At 61.9% G+C, this 17,227-nt stretch carries 14 protein-coding genes; 2 read left to right on the top strand and 12 right to left on the bottom strand.

Features of this window, described 5'->3' with window-relative positions; genetic code table 11:
• Positions 1-53 precede the first annotated feature (53 nt).
• Complete coding sequence (gene dnaJ / locus HMPREF2527_RS03085) at positions 54-1,190, bottom strand: molecular chaperone DnaJ (protein ID WP_070506264.1); 1,137 nt, start codon at positions 1,188-1,190, stop codon at positions 54-56.
• A 279-nt stretch (positions 1,191-1,469) separates the two neighbouring features.
• Here dnaJ and HMPREF2527_RS03080 point away from each other — a divergent pair, with 279 nt between their 5' ends.
• Both HMPREF2527_RS03080 and HMPREF2527_RS03075 read left to right on the top strand, forming a co-directional pair.
• Positions 1,470-2,339 carry a DUF3097 domain-containing protein gene (locus tag HMPREF2527_RS03080; protein ID WP_044150423.1) on the top strand — a complete coding sequence of 290 codons (870 nt, stop codon included), beginning with the start codon at positions 1,470-1,472 and terminating at the stop codon, positions 2,337-2,339.
• A gap of 263 nt (positions 2,340-2,602) precedes the next feature.
• A complete protein-coding gene (locus HMPREF2527_RS03075; protein WP_044150421.1) occupies positions 2,603-3,022 on the top strand; it encodes a DUF4870 domain-containing protein in 420 nt (139 codons plus the stop codon).
• A 656-nt stretch (positions 3,023-3,678) separates the two neighbouring features.
• Here HMPREF2527_RS03075 and hemW read toward each other — a convergent pair.
• From hemW to yvcK, 11 genes are all read right to left on the bottom strand, one after another.
• Entirely contained in the window at positions 3,679-4,956 is a 1,278-nt protein-coding gene (gene hemW / locus HMPREF2527_RS03070) for a radical SAM family heme chaperone HemW (protein WP_070506263.1), read from the bottom strand.
• A 210-nt stretch (positions 4,957-5,166) separates the two neighbouring features.
• Positions 5,167-7,008, bottom strand: a complete 1,842-nt coding sequence (gene lepA, locus HMPREF2527_RS03065; protein ID WP_371260001.1) for a translation elongation factor 4 — start codon at positions 7,006-7,008, stop codon at positions 5,167-5,169.
• A 96-nt stretch (positions 7,009-7,104) separates the two neighbouring features.
• Positions 7,105-8,127, bottom strand: a complete 1,023-nt coding sequence (locus tag HMPREF2527_RS03060) for a PAC2 family protein (RefSeq protein WP_070506262.1) — start codon at positions 8,125-8,127, stop codon at positions 7,105-7,107.
• Between the two features lie 157 nt (positions 8,128-8,284).
• On the bottom strand, positions 8,285-8,620 hold the full coding sequence (locus tag HMPREF2527_RS03055; RefSeq protein WP_049337419.1) for a hypothetical protein: 336 nt from the start codon (positions 8,618-8,620) through the stop codon (positions 8,285-8,287).
• A 309-nt stretch (positions 8,621-8,929) separates the two neighbouring features.
• A complete protein-coding gene (gene rpsT / locus HMPREF2527_RS03050; RefSeq protein ID WP_005505969.1) occupies positions 8,930-9,193 on the bottom strand; it encodes a 30S ribosomal protein S20 in 264 nt (87 codons plus the stop codon).
• 269 nt (positions 9,194-9,462) lie between these two features.
• Positions 9,463-10,122, bottom strand: a complete 660-nt coding sequence (locus HMPREF2527_RS03045) for a type II toxin-antitoxin system PemK/MazF family toxin (RefSeq protein WP_070506261.1) — start codon at positions 10,120-10,122, stop codon at positions 9,463-9,465.
• A gap of 15 nt (positions 10,123-10,137) precedes the next feature.
• Entirely contained in the window at positions 10,138-11,172 is a 1,035-nt protein-coding gene (gene holA, locus HMPREF2527_RS03040; protein ID WP_070506259.1) for a DNA polymerase III subunit delta, read from the bottom strand.
• 169 nt (positions 11,173-11,341) lie between these two features.
• The gene (locus HMPREF2527_RS03035) at positions 11,342-13,507 is read right to left on the bottom strand and encodes a ComEC/Rec2 family competence protein (RefSeq protein ID WP_246824754.1); all 2,166 of its coding nucleotides are present in this window, start codon (positions 13,505-13,507) and stop codon (positions 11,342-11,344) included.
• The gene (locus HMPREF2527_RS03030) at positions 13,507-14,793 is read right to left on the bottom strand and encodes a ComEA family DNA-binding protein (protein ID WP_070506258.1); all 1,287 of its coding nucleotides are present in this window, start codon (positions 14,791-14,793) and stop codon (positions 13,507-13,509) included. The genes HMPREF2527_RS03035 and HMPREF2527_RS03030 overlap by 1 nt, the downstream gene beginning before the upstream one ends.
• A gap of 244 nt (positions 14,794-15,037) precedes the next feature.
• The gene (gene whiA / locus HMPREF2527_RS03025) at positions 15,038-16,003 is read right to left on the bottom strand and encodes a DNA-binding protein WhiA (RefSeq protein WP_005505961.1); all 966 of its coding nucleotides are present in this window, start codon (positions 16,001-16,003) and stop codon (positions 15,038-15,040) included.
• A 108-nt stretch (positions 16,004-16,111) separates the two neighbouring features.
• Positions 16,112-17,164, bottom strand: coding sequence for a gluconeogenesis factor YvcK family protein (yvcK, locus tag HMPREF2527_RS03020; protein WP_070506257.1), 1,053 nt, complete (start codon positions 17,162-17,164; stop codon positions 16,112-16,114).
• Between the last annotated feature and the right edge of the window lie 63 nt (positions 17,165-17,227).

The raw sequence follows: 17,227 nt of genomic DNA, 5'->3' as shown, positions 1-17,227 counted from the left end.
CGGGTGCGGGTTGAGTACCGCACCCGCCGCATCCTCAGCTTGGTGTAGGGATCCTACTTGAACTGGTCCTTCAGGCGGGAGAAGAGACCGCCGCGGTGCTTGACCTGCGAACCTTCGGTGAGGGATTCACCGCGCAGGGAAGCGAACTGGCGCAGCAGTTCACGCTGTTCTTCGGTCATATCGGTGGGGGTGACCACCTGGATACGCACCAGCAGGTCGCCGCGACGCTCGGTGCCGAGCACGGTTGCGCCCAGGCCGTTGAGGGTGATCACGTCACCGCTCTGAGTGCCTGCGGGGATCGCAACTTCCTGGTCGCCGTCGAAGGTCTTCAGCGGGATGGTGGTGCCCAGTGCTGCCGCAACCATGGGGATGTTCACGGTGGTAACCAGATTGTCGCCCTCGCGGCTGAAGTACTTGTCACGCTTGACGTTCAGGTCAATGTACAGGTCGCCGTTGGGGCCACCGTACAGACCTGCTTCGCCCTTGCCGCGCAGGCGGATACGCGCCTGGTCGTGCACGCCGGCGGGAACGTTGAAGGTCAGCGGTACGTCTTCACGTACGCGGCCCTGACCGTGACATTCAGGGCAGGGGGTCTTGATGACGGTGCCGTAGCCGTGGCAGTCGGGGCATTCGACCTGCTGCATGACGGTACCGAGGATGGACTGCACACGGCGCTGCATGAAACCGTGACCGGAGCAGGTGGTGCAGGTTTCGGGTTGGGTGCCCTCTGCGGTACCTTCACCGTTACAGGACTTGCAGGTCACGGCGGAGCGACGCTCAATGGTCTTCTCAACACCGAACACGGCGTCCTGCAGGCTGATGGAGACGGTAATCAGGTCGTCCTGGCCCTGACGCATGCGGGATGCGGGGCCGCGGGCACCTGCCGCGCCGCCGGTGAACATGTTCAGCAGGTCCTCGAAACCGCCGAAGCCGCTGAATCCGCCGCCCGGGTAGCCGCCGCCTCCGGGGTAGCCTGCGCGGCCTTGTTCGTCGCCGGTGGTGTCATAGTTGCGGCGCTTTTCGGGATCGGAGAGCACCTCGTAGGCGAGGGTGACGCGCTTGAACTCTTCGGCTGCGTCCTCGGAGGGGTTCACGTCCGGGTGCAGCTGGCGTGCCTTCTTTCGGTACGCCTTCTTGATCTCTTCGGGGCTGGCGTCTTTCGATACGCCGAGAGTATCGTAGTGGCTCATGCGTTTCCTTCCTCTCGAGACGATGGCGGTGCTCGATGAGTGCACCGCCAATAATGGTCGTACCAATTCTAGGGGATACTACCCCCGACCCGATACAATGGCTAGGCTGAAAGGGGGTCGCTCCCGCTATCCGCTTAATCTGCGGTGCGCCCCGAACCCCGTTTTAGTTCCCCCGCCGGTTCTGTCTCACGGTTCCGTCTGATTGTTCTGTCTTATGGTTCCGGCACGGTCACCGCCCCTACTGGCTCTGCTGCCCCTACCGCCCCAAAGGAGAATACGTTGAGTACCCACCACTCCCCCTACGGCTGGGGTGCCCAGGATCTAAACGCCGCCCGCTTGAGCCGCCAGGCGCCGGCCCCGCGTAAGGTGCCGCTGCGCCGCGGCCTGCTGATTGAGGATATTAACGGCTGGGTGGGTGAGGTCGTGAAGGCTGAACGCATCGGCGGTGCTCTCTTCTTCGGACTCGAAGACGCAAAGGGGCGCGTGAAGAATTTTCCGCTGGGTCCGGGCTACCTGATTGAGGGTGAGCCCGTTGAGATTGTTGCCCCGGTGGCTGCGAAGGAGCCGAAGCGCACGATTTCTCGCTCCGGTTCTATTGCAGTGAAGAACGCCCCGGCTCGGGTGGCGCGCGCATCCCGCATCTGGGTTGAGGGTCTGCACGACGCCGAGCTCGTGGAGAAGGTCTGGGGCCACGATCTGCGCGTTGAGGGCATTGTTGTGGAGCCGCTGCACGGCGTGGATGATCTCGCCGGTGCTATTCGTGAGTTCGCGCCGGGCCCGGGCCGCCGCCTGGGTATTCTGGTCGACCACCTGCTTGAGGGCACGAAGGAGCAGCGTATTGTTGCCGAGGCGTTGGCTGTGCCGGGTGCCGCAGGGCACGTGAAGATCGTGGGTCACCCGTTCATCGATATTTGGCAGGCGGTCAAGCCCTCAGTGCTGGGTTTGAAGGCGTGGCCGCAGGTGCCGCGCGGTGAGGACTTCAAGAAGGGCACGCTGCGTCGTCTGGGGCAGCCGCACGAAACGCAGGCGGATGTGGCGCAGGCGTGGAAGTATATTCTCTCCCGCGTTGACTCCTACGCTGACCTGGATCCGACACTGCTCGGCCCGGTCGAATCGCTCATCGATTTTCTCACCGAGCCGGGTGCCTAACCGCACGCGAAACCCGCTATTGCGCCCCCGTCTGCGGGCGCAGGTGTGAGTTTGCTCAGAACCTTTCCCTCGAGAGCATTATCCTGTGGGTTTTGTCCCCCAAAGCGGTACAATAGTTGAGCGTGTGGCATTGCCTCTGTGGGTTTATGTTGCACCATCACTACACTCTGGGTCACCACCGCTCAAACGATTCACCTCTTCGGAGGGCAGATCCACCGGCTTAGGTGATCACCACAAGAAACTTCTATCGAACCAGGATTTTCGTGACTAACGATGTTCGCCCGGCAACCGGGCCTCAGAAAACCCGTAAGATTAGCGTGATTCAGGACCGCAACCGTGCGACTCTCGCGCATTTCGGCGGCATTCTCGGCATCATTCCTTCCGCTGCGGTTTTCTACGTCAGCCGCAATAACGCGCCCTTCGCTGAGCAGGAGGCTCGCGAGGCAATGAACTTCACCCTCCTGCCCTCCATTGCTCTGGTGGCGCTGTGGGTTGTGTCGTTCCTGCCCGGCATGGGCAACATTGCCATGGTTCTGGGTGCGCTCGTGTGGCTGTTCATGGCTATTGCGTCGCTGCGTGCCGGTATTGAGGTGAACCGCGGTGAGCCGTACAGCTACCGCATTAACCCGCGCCTGCTGGACCGCTTCTACTCCACCGAGAACGCAGAATCCGCAGAGTCCTAAGAACTGCCGGTCCTAAACCGCGCTGTCTCAGAACCGCGCTGATAACTTTTACGATGAACGCCCCGCACGTTGTGTGCGGGGCGTTCTACGTTTAAGTGGGGCTTCTTTGCCTAGTGCGCGTGAATTGCTGCAAACTCTACCGAATGGTGCTGTAGATAATCGTTGTTAAACGATCGTGGGCCCCTGTTACCAGGAGCCCACAACCGTATTCACTCAACTTCAGCAAAGACGAGAACACGCTGTTAGACATATACCGTCCTGCCATGACCTATTATGGCACAGCGTAACCTTCAACCACAACTTGAAATTGGGTGTTTTGGAGAATTTTTTCTAAGGAAAGTAATCGAAAAATACGCATCCCAAAAGCGGCATGAAGGAGTGGAAAATTCTTTCGGCTAGTCCAGCACAAATGCGAACAATTAGCACACCGGTGTAAGGTGTGATGCTCCCCCAAAGTCCCTCCAAACAGACCCGAAAAAATTTTTTAAAAGTTTTTCTGAACCCACAAAAACACCCCGAAATCACCGAAATATTACGGCAATACCGGGGTGCACGCCGCGTGCAGGCGGCGGCAGAGACAAGGGGCAAATGAAGTTGAACCAGATCTGAGCCAAGACACAGCTCCAGCTGAAAAGCCCCTAATCAAGCAGGTATTTCTAGTGCTCTTCAGAGACCTCCGGGAGCAGCTCGCGGGTGACCGCATCGCCCAGCAGGCGGCCCTTGAGGGTTAGTCGCACGTGGGCTTCAGGGTCAGGTTCAGCTTGAGAATTCAAAGCATCAGGCTCAATCAGAGCTTGAGAAACCAGCCAGCGCAGGGAGGCACCCAGCTGCGCCTCATCGTGCACGGCGAGCAGCTCGCGCATCGCCAAGCCCTCACGCACACGGATCATGAGCATAACCGTCTCAAAAGCACGAGTGGCGGTGTCCAGCACCTCACGTGCCGCCGCCGGGGACTCCCCCGCACGCACCTTCTGCGCATACGGCACCGGGTGCTTCACGTTCCACCAGCGGGTACCGTTCACGTGCGAGTGCGCGCCGGGGCCGATGCCCCACCAGTCCTGGTTGCGCCAGTAGGCGAGGTTGTGGTCGCTGCGGGTGTCCTCGCTGCGCGAGTAGTTGGAGACCTCGTACCAGTTGTAGCCGGCTTCGGTGAGTAGCTCCTCGGCGAGCAGGTACATGTCCGCCATGAGGTCCTCATCGGGTATGGTGTATTCGCCGCGGCGGATCTGCGCGGCAAGCTTGGTGCCGTCCTCCACGATGAGCGAGTACGCCGAAATGTGGTCCGGCTCGTAGGAGATTGCGGCGCGAACGCTGCGCTCCCACTGGTGCAGGCTCTCCCCCGGCGAACCGTAAATCAGGTCCACGGACACCTGCAGGCCGACCTCCTTGGCCCAGGCGACGACCTTCGGCACGTTGGAGGGTGTGTGGGTGCGGTCGAGTACCTGTAGCACCTCGGGTACGACGGACTGCATGCCGAAGGATACGCGGGTGAAGCCACCGTCCTTGAGGGTTTGCAGGTCTTCGCGGGTGACGGAGTCGGGGTTCGCTTCGGTGGTGACTTCTGCGCCTTCGACGAGGCCGAATACGTCGATGGCTGCCTGCAGGATGCGTACGAGGTCACGGGCGGGTAGTTTGGTGGGGGTGCCGCCTCCGAAGAAGACGGTGTGCATGGGGCGTTTTGCGACGCCGGAGGCTTCGAGGGTGCGGGCTGCGAAGAGGATTTCTGCGATGGCGTCGTCGGCGTAGGTGCCGAGGCCGATGCCGTCGCCGAAGTCTTCGGTGGCGTAGGTGTTGAAGTCGCAGTAGCCGCAGCGTACGGAGCAGAAGGGGATGTGTACGTAGAGGCTGAAGTCGCGGGTTTCGCATCCTGCCGCGCTGGTGGCGGGGATGCGCCCGTCGCGGGGTGCGGGGGCGCCGGTGGGCTGGGCGGGCATTCTGCCTCCTGGAACTAGGTGTAGAGGTCGGGGAAATCAAATATGGGCACCGCGCATGCGGCTACGTGGGTAGTATCAGCAGGCGGGTGACATCAAGGCGGGGCGCATCAACGACAGCGTGCAGAGAACCCGGCGGTACACGAGGCACCAGCCGGGTTCTCCACAATCAACAGGTCAGCACACAGCCGGAAAAGCTACAGCAGCGAAAGGCTACTTCTTCTTTTCTTTCTCCTCGCTCGAAGACAGTGCCGCAATGAAGGCTTCCTGAGGAACCTCCACACGACCAACCATCTTCATGCGCTTCTTGCCTTCCTTCTGCTTCTCCAGCAGCTTACGCTTACGCGAAATATCGCCACCGTAACACTTCGAAAGAACGTCCTTACGCATCGCACGAATATTCTCGCGGGCAATAATACGCGAACCGATAGCCGCCTGAATCGGCACCTCAAACTGCTGACGAGGAATCAGCTCACGCAGCTTAGAAGTCATCATCAGGCCGTACGAGTACGCCTTATCGCGGTGAGTAATGGCACTGAACGCATCCACCTTCTCACCCTGCAGCAGGATGTCGACCTTCACCAGGTCAGCCTCTTCCTCACCGTCGAACTTCCAGTCCAGCGACGCATAACCGCGGGTACGGGACTTCAACTGATCGAAGAAGTCGAACACAATCTCCGCCAGGGGCAGGCGGTAACGCATCTCCACACGATCCTCGGACAGGTAATCCATGCCGCCAATCTGGCCGCGGCGAGCCTGGCACAGCTCCATAATCGCACCAATGTACTCGCTCGGGGCAATAATCGTACACGCCACCATGGGCTCGCGAATCGTCGCGACCTTACCCTCGGGGAATTCGCTCGGGTTGGTCACGCGCTTAGCGTTGCCGGCCTCGTCCACCACGTCGTAAATAACGTTCGGTGCGGTCGAAATCAGGTCCAGGTTGAACTCGCGTTCCAGACGCTCACGCACAATCTCCAGGTGCAGCAGACCCAAGAAGCCACAGCGGAAACCGAAGCCCAGAGCGGCAGAAGTCTCCGGCTCGTAAATCAGCGCGGCGTCGTTGAGCTTCAGCTTATCCAGTGCGTCACGCAGCGCCGGGTAGTCCGACCCGTCAATCGGGAACAGGCCGGAGAACACCATCGGCTTGGGGTCCTCGTAACCGCCCAGGGACTCCTGCGCAGGCTTCGCGGCGGAAGTGACGGTATCACCCACACGCGACTGACGCACGTCCTTCACACCGGTAATGAGGTAACCCACCTCGCCCACGCCCAGGCCCTTCGACGGGACAGGCTCAGGGGAAATCACACCGATTTCGAGCAGGTCGTGCTCGGCGCCGGTGGACATCATCTTAATCTTCTGACGCGGCTGCAGGCTGCCGTCCACAACACGCACATAGGTGACCACGCCGCGGTACGAGTCGTACACCGAGTCAAAAATCATGGCACGCGCCGGGGCGGATGCGTCACCCTGCGGGGCGGGAATCGCCTCCACAATGCGGTCCAGCAGGGCCTCAACGCCCTCACCGGTCTTACCCGATACGCGCAGAACCTCGTCCGGCTCGCAACCAATCAGGTTCGCCAGCTCCTCGGCATACTTATCCGGCTGAGCCGCGGGCAGGTCAATCTTGTTCAGCACCGGGATGATGGTCAGGTCATTCTCCATCGCCAGGTACAGGTTCGCCAGGGTCTGAGCCTCAATACCCTGAGCGGCGTCCACGAGCAGAAGTGCACCCTCACACGCAGCCAGGGAGCGGGACACCTCATAGGTGAAATCCACGTGGCCGGGGGTGTCAATCATGTTCAGCGCGTAGGAGGTGCCGTCAACGTCCCAGGGCATGCGCACAGCCTGAGACTTAATGGTGATACCGCGTTCACGCTCAATGTCCATGCGGTCCAGGTACTGCGCCTTCATATCGCGCGGGGCAACCACGCCGGTGGCCTGCAGCATACGGTCTGCGAGGGTGGACTTACCGTGGTCAATGTGGGCGATAATGCAGAAGTTGCGAATAATCGCGGGGTCGGTCGCCGCCGGAACGGGCGGGTTCTTCGACATGGGTGCCAATCACATCATCCTTTCGAGATGCTGGGCGCGGGTATGGGCATAGTTACCTATCATTTTCCCATACCCGCGCCATATGCGCGAACGGACCTAACGTTCCGAAGAATCCTCCGCGGAATCCGCACCATCATCGGCAGGATTTACGCCCTCGGAGGCGCCGCTGAGGGAATCCAGGTAGCCCTCAATATCCTCGGCAATCACCTCACCGGAGACAGTGCGCAGAGTCGAATCCATCTTCTGCTCAATCTCACGCACCAGCTCAACCTTCTCGTAGTCCTTCGCCATTTCTTCGGCGAGCTCCGCCTCCCACTCACCAGCGTGGGCGCGCAGGCGGTCGTACTCCTCCGACTCGACCTTAATGCCGAGGATGACCTCCAGCGCCTCGATCAGGCTCACGACCGCGCGCGGGTTCTGCTGGTCAAAACTTAGATACCCCGGGATGCTCATACGCAACATGACCGAGGAAGACAGGCCGTGCTCGGCAGCGAGCGCAGACATTGCCATCGTCACCGAGGTAGAACCGGTGAAATACTCGTGCAGAATACCGGGGATTGCCGCCAGCTTCTCGTCGTGAGTGGTCAGCGTGTACGGGTACGGGCGGGTGTGCGCCACCTGATCCTCAAAGGTCTCAACGAAGATCGCGTGGTCCACGTGGAGCTTCTTCACGTACTTGAAGAAGCGGGTCATGAACCGCTGCAGGCACAGGCTCGGGGCGGGGCCGGTCACCACAAGCAGGCGCAGGCGACGCTCCGGGATGGTGACCATATTGTAGAACATCTTGGGCCACACCAGGACCGTGGATTCGGAGTCGTCGTTGTTCAGCAGCTGCGGGGCGACGGAACCGTAGTCGTAGAAGTCGTCCATGTCGAAGCCGGGGCTCTCATCGCACGGGTCGAACGCGCGGTGAATCACGTCGAGGGCGTCCTCACCGTTGCCCGGGGGTTCCTTCGCGGAGTTGAAACCGACCAGCATGACGGTCGTGTAGTTGTCCTCCTCGGAGGACTCGCCCAGGCCCAGCTTGCCAAGCAGGCCCTTCTTCGCGGGCTGTTCTGTGGAGGCGGGCTTGGCGAAAGCGTCAAAGAGTCGGGCGGGAGGGAAGTTCGGCTGGCTCATCATTGTCCTTAGCTCGTGGTCGGTTCACCGGATACATGGGGGTGTATGGAAAATTACCGGTGAACCATCGGTGGTTGTGTAGTGGGTGGTGTTGTAAAAAATATGTTCTATATTCGGTTATGCCGCCCAAAACCCCGGACGGAAAGGGGAAACTATGTTAAAAAGGCAGAAGCGCCAAATCGTATGGAGTGCCAGCATAAACATCCGGCAACTCACCATTAGCTACCTTCTCACGATACAAGCTGGTTACTTCGCTATCCCTGAAGGGGAATTCCTTAGCTTCATACCTACGCTTAATCTCTGCTAAACCCCACTCATATTCGGCACCGGGGCGCGCCACCGGAGCATTAAAATAACGCCCTTTCAACTCAGCACGCATCCACCCCTCCGGAGTATTTGCATCAGATATGGGCTTCGTAAAATCGAACGGAGCTCGCCAATACTCAGGGTCTTCACGATAATCGTAAGCTTCTTCTGCGATCTCGTTACTCATGGGGAACCTCCTGATAATATGCAAAAAATGTGTACCCACATCGGCGGTGCTCACTCCCCCGGTGCCGTCTATACGGCACTATTGCTAGGGCGCGGGCGGTGTGCGGTACCGCCGATAGTTCCCACTATACGGGTTCCCACGCGACCCGCAAGCGGTTTCGTCACCGGGCGGGCGCCTCCCCGAAATCTGGGCAGGGAATCCGTGCCAAGAATTGGGCATAAAGAAACCCCCTGCGTTCCCCTTAGAGGAGGGGGAACACAGGGGGTCTCTGCCCTTAAACCAGAGAGGTACTTAGGTACCCCGCAAGTTTTAGAAAGCCTTGTTTACCAGCGCAGCAAGACCGGACTTCTTGTTTGCAGCGGTCTTCTTGTGCAGAACACCCTTGGAAACAGCCTTGTCCAGCTTACGGTTCACAAAACGCAGAGCCTCAACAGCAGCTTCCTGGTTCTGTGCCTCAACAGCAGCCTTGACCTTGCGGGTCGCGGTCTTCAGCTCGGACTTTACAATGTTGTTGCGCAGGCGAGCCTTCTCGTTGGTGAGGATACGCTTCTTCTGAGACTTAATGTTAGCCACAATTAAACTTTCTGTTTTGTCTTATTGGTCGGTGAGGGCGACGCTGGCCGATCATCGACTGAGCGGCGTGGGGATGCCTATGGCAACCGGCCAGCAGTGCCCGATGACCATCGGACACTCAACCACACATAATACCAGATGAACAGCCTCCACGACAGACCCTCGCGGAGAGAAAAATACTGTGAAAACCGCTACACGCAGCATCCACATCTAACGCCGGTCACCCTCAGATTCCCGGCATAAAGCATCCCAGCATAAAGCACGGGGTGTTAGCCGTTATGGCGAGTCCACGCACGTTCAATCAGGCGGAACGTATCCTCCGGCATAATCGCACCCTCACGGCGCATCGTATCCGGGCGAACACGAATCACACGGTTCAGCTTCACCTCAGAGGCGCGGCCCTGCGGATCCCACGGACCCGAACCAATATCAAGGTAGTTCGAATCGGCGTGCTCACGGTTATTGTGGTCCTTGCTGGTCATCATCAGCGCCAGCAGGTACTCACCGTCACGACCCACCAGAAGCACCGGGCGGTCCTTACCCTGCGAGTGGTCCTCCTCGAAGGGAACCCACGTCCACACGATTTCACCCGGGTCAGCGTCGCCGTCCAGGGAGGGCGAGTACTCAAAGTTGATCATGTCGCGGTAATCGCCGGGGTAATCCGAGCTGTCGGATGCGACGGTCGGAGCCGGTGCGGAAGGCTTAGGTGCCGAGGATTTTGCCGAGGAAGGCTTCGGGGCACTCGGCTTAGGCGCCGAGGAGCCGGAGGTACGAGCCTCACCCTGACGAGATTCGCCCTTGTGAGACTCGCTCTTCTGGGAGGACTCGGAGCCGCCCTTAGACGCAGTAGCGTCGTTGAGGGCATCCTCTGCCGCCTTCTGCAGGAAGGGCAGCAGGGCAAAGAAAATTTTCTTCAGAATTTCGAGCATGGGCTCTATTATGCACTACAGGCGCGGAGGTAGAGCAATCGCCAAAACAGCCTGCTCCACCGCATACACCGCGTCCTGCGACTCGCCCTTCAGCTGGGCGTCCGCATCAGCCAGAAGCTGCACGATATGCGCCAGCTGCGCGCCAGTAAAGCGGCGGCCGTCTCGCTGAGCCTGTTCTACCTGCCACGGCGCCATGCCCACCTCGCGCGCCAGTTCGTTAGCGCTCATACGCACGTGGTGCACGCGCGCAATATTGCGGATACGCATGGCGAGCGCACCCAGCATCGGAATCGGCTCCGTGCCGGTGGCAAGGGAGTGGCGGAGCAGACGCAGAGCCTCCGGGGCGTTACCGGAAATCGCCGCGTCACTGACACGGAACGCGGTGACCTCGGTGCGGCCGCCGTAGTAGCGGTTCACCACCTCCTCGGTGATTTCGCCGGGTACGTCAGAGAGCAGCTGCTGGCAGGCGGCGGCAAGCTCCGCAGTGTCGGAGGAGGCGGCAGTCAGCAACGCCAGGGCGCCGCCGGTAATCGGGCGCTGGGCGGCGGCGAACTCCCCCGCCAAGAACTCGCTCTTCTCGCGATCGGTCTTGAGCGCCTTGCAGTTAATGAGCACGAACTGGGAGCGCACCAGGTCGATGAGCTTCTTGCCGCGGTTACCGCCCGAGTGGTTCAGAATGAGCATGATATCCGGCTCGGGGGCGTTCAAGTAGGCAAGCGTATCGGTCAAAAACTCGTCGCTCATGGAGGCTACGTTCTCAACCTCAATAATCTTCGCCGAACCGAACAGGGAGGGCGAAGCGTGCAGGATCAGCTCCCCCGCCGTGTAGGTGGCGGCGTTAATCTGAACGCGGTCCACCTCCGGGTGGATGCTGCGGAACAGCTCACGCAGGCGTGCCGCGGCACGGGAGGCGAAGTACTCCTCCGGGCCGTAGAGCATGACGGCGGGTGCCGGGGTGACGGTACGCCACGCGGTGTCGAGGGCGGGGCCGCCTCGGCGGGCGTAGCCTCGGGAACCACCACGCTGGGTTGAACGCTTACGCTCGGACACGCTTATCACTCGCCTTTATCTGCAGGGTACGGGCTGAACTCGGCCCCACTGCGCGCGGGGGTGCTGCGCGGGTGGAGTCTCGAGTATCCATCATAGCGTTTTCTTCTCAGATGCCTCCTAGCGGTGGTTAGGGGTAGTCGGTCAGGGTTAGATGCCCGCAGTGAGTCGGTTAGGAACGGGCGGGCTGATCGGGGCGCTGATAGGAGGGCGCGGTGCGCGGTACCACCCGCAAATACTGCCGGTGCGTGACCGCGCGGTAGCGGCGCGCATCCACCCACCAGAGGGCTACGCTCAACGCCAGCACGCAGAGGGCGCTACACACCACTGCCGGGACGCTCGAACCGGGCTCCCAGGGGTTACCCGGCGCGTGCGCGGCAGTGTGTGCCGCCCACTCGATGCCCTGCGCGGCAAGACCACCGGCACGAAGGCACACATCCGCCAGAGCAGGCAGACCCAGGAGCATTAATCCGAGCGCCGCCAGCCCGGCGAGCATACTCAACGGCGCCAAAGGAGCGGCAACCAGATTCGCCGGAACCGAGTAGAGCGGCACCTTACCGCTCATCGCCAAAATCAGCGGAGTACACCACAGGGACGCCACAATCGGCGCGGCAAGCATTTCCGCGCAGAACACCGGCATGACGCGCATGAGCAGGCGAATCAGCGGAGGACCCAGCAGAATCAACGCGGAGGTTGCCGTCACCGACAGGGCGAACCCCATATCCACGGCGAGGTGCGGGGCGGCAAGCAGACACATCAGCACCGTTGTTTGCAGCGCCGCCAAAGACTGGCGACCCGAACCGCGCAGCATCGCGTATGCACCGAGCAGACCCATGGCGAGGGAACGAATTACGGAACCCTCAGAGTCCAGCAGCATGGCGTAGGCGAGCACCGCCGCGACCCCGCACAGCACCATGACGCGGTGCGGAATGGCGAGGGTGCTCAGCCGGTGCACGAGCGGCGGCAGGGCGTGGACGGTTGACTGGGTAGGTTGTTGAGCACGGGCGGCATGGCGGGTGTGCGCGGGGCGGCGAGAAGAACCCGTGCCTCTCCCCCGCAACCACTGCATCCAGGAACGGAACAGCAGGTATGCGCTGGCGAAACGGTACGGGCGAACCGCCAACACCAGCCGGTACGCACCCAAAAACACAATGGCAATATTCGCCCCGGACACCGCCGTAATATGGCTGAGTCCGCTGAGCTTATACTCCTCCCGCGCGGTCGAACTCATCAGCGAATCGTCCCCGTAGGCGGTGCCCAAAACCAGCGCCGCCGACTCCGTGCCGAGGGTGTCCAGGGCTCGGGCGCGCAGCTGCTCCTTGACCGTAGACAGGTACGGCTCCGCCGCCGTCTGGGCGGTAGCGTTCGACCCGGCACCGTAGGCGGGCGCAGGAAAAATAGTTGCGCCGCTCAGCTTCGCCGTGGAACCGTTGAACTCCACCGTGCCGAGGGCGGTCACCTTCATGCCCGGATAAATCGCCTGCGAACGCGCGGTACCGTTCCCCTGGTGCTTAGCCCCAGAAACACTACCAGCCGAGCTTACTTCCGATCGTGCTTCCGGGCGCTGCGCGGTGCTCTTTGCCGAACCGTCACGCCGGTACACGCGCACCCGCTCATTCACCAGCGCACGCACGCTCCGCCCCTGAATTTCCTCCAGCTTAATGACCACCAGAGTAGTGCGCGGATCCACGCGGCGAACCTGCTCCACCGTACCATTCAGGCGAAGCGAGGTGCCCTGCGCCTGCTGCAGGGTGGCGCGGGATGCATCCACCCCCGTAGCGCACAGAAGTACCGCCTGAACCGTCACGGTACACGCCAGGAAAACCAGCTGACCGGTCGTGCGAAAGAGCAGGCTGTAGGGCATTGCCGCACGCGGCGGAAAGAACAGCAGAATCACCAGGCACCCCAGCAGGGCAATGAGCACGCACGCCAGAGGATGCACCACCCGCCACGTGCCCACGGTCAGCGCCGCCGCGGTAAAAGCCCACAGCGCCAGCACCGTGAACGTGAGGCGAAGGTCCAGGTGAATGAGGCTTCCCTGGGCGCGCAGCTCCTGCTCGTCGCGGCGAGTGCGCCACTTTTCAGCGCCGATGCTCCAACGGTAGCGGGCACTGCGATACGCCGTAGCCGCAGACCGGGTGAGGCGCGAAGAACCGGGAAAGAGCTCCCGCTCCCCTAGCTGTCCCGCGCGCTTTTGCGGTGTGCTGAGTTTTTGCAGTGCGCTGGGTTTTTGAGGTGTACTGAGTTTTTGCAGTGCGGCGGGCTTTCGCGAAGATACCCGCTTATCGCGTGAAGGGCGCCCCTGCGGTGCAGGCTCCCGGCGGTTCCACGCAAGCATTAGACCGTCACCAGCGGACGCAGGTTCTCCAGCATCGACGGGCCAATGCCGGGCACCGCATCCAGCTCATCCACGCTGCGGAAGCCGCCGTGCGCCTCACGCCAAGCAATAATGCGCTGAGCCATCGCCGGGCCAATACGCGGCAGGCTCTGTAGCTCCTCAGCGGTGGCGGTGTTAATGTTCACCGGAGTTGAGCCCTTCTGCGCGCTCCCCGAAGCGGTCAGCGTGCGCGCCGGCTGAGGCTGAGCGCCACTCTGAGCCGCGCCGTTCTGCGCAGTACCGTTCTGGGAGGCACCATTCGCCGCGGTACCCTGACCCGCATTCGCCGTGCCGCCATTGGGCTGAATCTGCGCCGGGGCAGCCGTCTCACCACGATGCGGCACATAAATCTGCACCCCGTCACTGAGCGCACCGGCAAGGTTCACGCGGTCCAGGTCAGCATCCGCGGCGGCACCGGAGGCGGCGGCAATCGCATCCACGGCACGACCCTGCGCGGGCAGCGTGTACACGCCGGGGTTGTTCACGGCACCCGCCACGTGTACCCGCACGGTAGCCTCACCGGAGGCGCCACCACCCTGCGCGGATTCACTCGGATGAGCGCCCGGCTGGGCAGTAGATTGAGTAGCGGACTGGGTGCCGGGTTGAGTTCCGGGGCTCTGCTGGGCACCCACCGCCTGCACCGACTCGGCAGAAGCGCCCGGGGAGGCGACCTGCTCGGCACGCGGCGCCGCCGAAAACTGGGTCACACCCCACACCACGGCAACCAACGCCAACACCGCCACCAGAAGCAGCACGCGCGGCGACAAGCCCCAACGGGCACTGCGGGTGGTGCCGGGCTGATCGGCCTGCTCCCACTCCGCCCAGTCGTCCACCTCGTTCCAATCGGGCTGCTGATCCCAGTCAGCCCAACCATTCGACTCCGGCTGGGATGCCGTGGGCTTGCTGGTAGGTACAGGGTCGCCGGTAGGTACGGGCTGGCTCGCCCTGGGCTGTGCGGTGCCGGGCTGAGAAGAATTAGGCAGCGAAAATTCAGGCTGCGGTGCCTCAGCTTCTTCGGCAGCTACCTCCGCGGGCGTTACCTCAGCGGCAATAGCCAGCGGCACGGTGTCCTCGGCATCCGGCGCACCGTTCTTGCGGGCGCGGGGGCTGCGGTAGAGGCTGTTCATCAGGGAGCGGGCGCTACGCTGCGCGCCGCCCTGCTGGGTTGTGTTGCCAGGCTGGGCTGCGCTGTCCTGCGCAGGGCTCTGTACAGCGTTCTGGTCGGGGTTGGGGGTCATGCTCGTCATACCCCTACCCTAGGCTCACGCGCGCGAACGCACGAGCGCGAACAAAGAACCTGTGGATAACTCCCCTCGAACAACGAGAAAGAAGCTATCCACAGGCTCATTTTTGAAAAATATGCGGTTTTTGTTCAAAAACGGCGGGTTTCGGTTTGTCATAAAACCGTCACAAACACCTCAGCCACATGCCCAGACACAAGCACCGCCACACGCGCAGACCGCGCCGCACAGACCAGAATCTAGCCCTCGCTTAGTCCTCACGCGGCAACTCAGTACCCGGAACGCCCAGCTCCGAAGCACGCTTATCAGCCATCACCAGCAGGCGACGAATACGGCCCGCAATCGCGTCCTTCGTCATCGGCGGATCAGCCAGACGACCCAGCTCATCCAACGACGCATGCTTATGCAACACACGTAGCTCACCGGCATAGCGCAGATGATCCGGCGCCTCATGACCCAGAATCTGCAGGGCACGCTCCACGCGAGCGCTCGCCGCAACAGCCGCCTGAGCGCTACGGCGCAGGTTCGCATCATCAAAATTCGCCAGACGGTTCGCGGTCGCACGAACCTCCTTGCGGGTACGCGCCTCACGCCACGTGGTCAGGGTGCCGGTCGCGCCCATACGCTCCAACAGCTGCGAAATCGTCTCGCCGTCACGCACCACCACACGGTCCGTGCCGCGCACCTCGCGTGCCTTCGCAATAATGTCCAGGCGACGAGCCGCACCCACCAGCGCGAGCGCCGCCTCCGGACCGGGGCAGGTAATTTCCAGGGAGGAGGAGCGACCCGGCTCAGTCAGCGAACCGTGCGCCAAGAACGCACCGCGCATGACCGCCTCGGCGTCCTGCAGGGAGCCGTTCACCACAGCCGGCGGCAGACCACGCACCGGGCGGCCACGCAAATCCAGCAGACCGGTCTGGCGAGCCAGCGCCTCACCGCCGTGATCCACACGCACAATGTAGCGGCCGCCTCGACGCAGGCCACCACCGCTGACGCTGGTCAGCTCAGAGTCGTGGCCGTAAATCTCCGCGATGGTGCGGCGCATGCGGTGGGCGGTTGCTTCGTGGTCGACCTCAGACTCCACCACGATTCGCCCCGAGACAATGTGCAGGCCTCCGGTAAAACGCAGAATCGTAGAGATTTCTGCCTTACGAGCAGAGACTTTCGTTGCCTCGTAGTTGGCGAGTTCGTCCTTGACGAGCGTGGTTAATGCCATGAACAGGTCCTTCTGGGCGTAGTGTTTAAGTCTAAAAAATCAGGAAAAGGGCGCACAAAACAGCCAGCTCAAGCAGCGCACCTGAGTTGCACATCCAAGCCAGTCAGTCTAAGAGCTCAGCTCAAACGCTTCGTTATACGCGGCCGCAAGCTTCAGCGGGTCGTGCACATTCGGCTGGGCGCTCGAACGCAGGTGCGCCCACACAACCTTCGCACCCATCGCAGAAGCCTCACGCTCCAGCTCGGAACGGTGATCAGCCTGCATGTCCGCGTCAGCAATTACGGCGTCAAGGTGCAGCTTCGGGGCGTACTGGCGCAACAAATCCAGGTGAGTCGCCGGAGTGAAGCCGACCGTCTCCTTATCGTCGGAGAGGTTCATGACCACGCAGCGGCGCGCCTCCGTGCGAATAATCGCCTCACGCTGAGCGTCCAGCAGCAGATGCGGCAGAACCGAAGTACGCCACGAACCCGGGCCCAAAACAATCCAGTCAGATTCCTCAATAGCGGAGAGCGCCTCCGGGCAGGGGCGAGCATTCTCAGGGGTCAGACCGATATCGTGAACGCGCTCCTCCTTAGAGAGGTTCACCTGGCCGACCACCTTCACGCGCTCAATACCGCCGCCGTTATGCTCACGCAGCACGGTGCCGTAAATGACCATCGGATCCAGCGCCATCGGCAGCACGCGGCCGCGGGCGTTCAGCAGGGCGCCCGCCCAGTCCAGGCCGGCCACAGGGTCGTCCAGCAGCTGCCAGAGCGTCGCGATGAGCAGGTTGCCGAGCGCGTGGTAGTCCAGGGGGAACTCCCCCTCGTAGCCTTCGGGCGCGGCGAAACGGTGCTGCATGACGTCGCGCCAGGTGCGGCCCCAATCGGTGTCGTCGCAGAGCGCCGAGAGCGCCATGCGCAAATCTCCGGGAGGAAGAATACCCATCTCCTCACGCAGGCGACCCGAGGAGCCGCCGTCGTCCGCCACGGTTACCACGGCCGTCAGGTCGGGGGTCACGTGGCGCAGAGCCGAAAGCGATCCGTACAGGCCGTGCCCGCCGCCCATGGCCGTCACCTTCGGTGAACGGTGCGTGGTCTTCAGCAGACGCAGAGCCTGGGTTGGGAGCGCGGGTAGGCGGGGAATCCCCTGAGTGTCATAACTGGTTGAATGAGTGTTCATAGTCTGTATCTCACATACCCGGAAGCGGCCGGCCCTCCGCTCGGTGTGCGAAGGGCGACCGGT

The organism is Rothia sp. HMSC071B01, from assembly GCF_001808945.1.
Classification (GTDB): domain Bacteria; phylum Actinomycetota; class Actinomycetes; order Actinomycetales; family Micrococcaceae; genus Rothia.
This window is presented reverse-complemented; position numbering and strand designations above follow the sequence as displayed.

Coding starts and splice junctions, on each gene's coding strand:
- dnaJ (WP_070506264.1), bottom strand. CDS start 1,190: ATGAGCCACTACGATACTCTCGGCGTATCGAAAGACGCCAGCCCCGAA.
- whiA (WP_005505961.1), bottom strand. CDS start 16,003: ATGGCATTAACCACGCTCGTCAAGGACGAACTCGCCAACTACGAGGCA.
- yvcK (WP_070506257.1), bottom strand. CDS start 17,164: ATGAACACTCATTCAACCAGTTATGACACTCAGGGGATTCCCCGCCTA.
- HMPREF2527_RS03055 (WP_049337419.1), bottom strand. CDS start 8,620: ATGAGTAACGAGATCGCAGAAGAAGCTTACGATTATCGTGAAGACCCT.
- HMPREF2527_RS03045 (WP_070506261.1), bottom strand. CDS start 10,122: ATGCTCGAAATTCTGAAGAAAATTTTCTTTGCCCTGCTGCCCTTCCTG.
- HMPREF2527_RS03060 (WP_070506262.1), bottom strand. CDS start 8,127: ATGAGCCAGCCGAACTTCCCTCCCGCCCGACTCTTTGACGCTTTCGCC.
- hemW (WP_070506263.1), bottom strand. CDS start 4,956: ATGCCCGCCCAGCCCACCGGCGCCCCCGCACCCCGCGACGGGCGCATC.
- HMPREF2527_RS03030 (WP_070506258.1), bottom strand. CDS start 14,793: ATGACGAGCATGACCCCCAACCCCGACCAGAACGCTGTACAGAGCCCT.
- lepA (WP_371260001.1), bottom strand. CDS start 7,008: ATGTCGAAGAACCCGCCCGTTCCGGCGGCGACCGACCCCGCGATTATT.
- HMPREF2527_RS03035 (WP_246824754.1), bottom strand. CDS start 13,507: ATGCTTGCGTGGAACCGCCGGGAGCCTGCACCGCAGGGGCGCCCTTCA.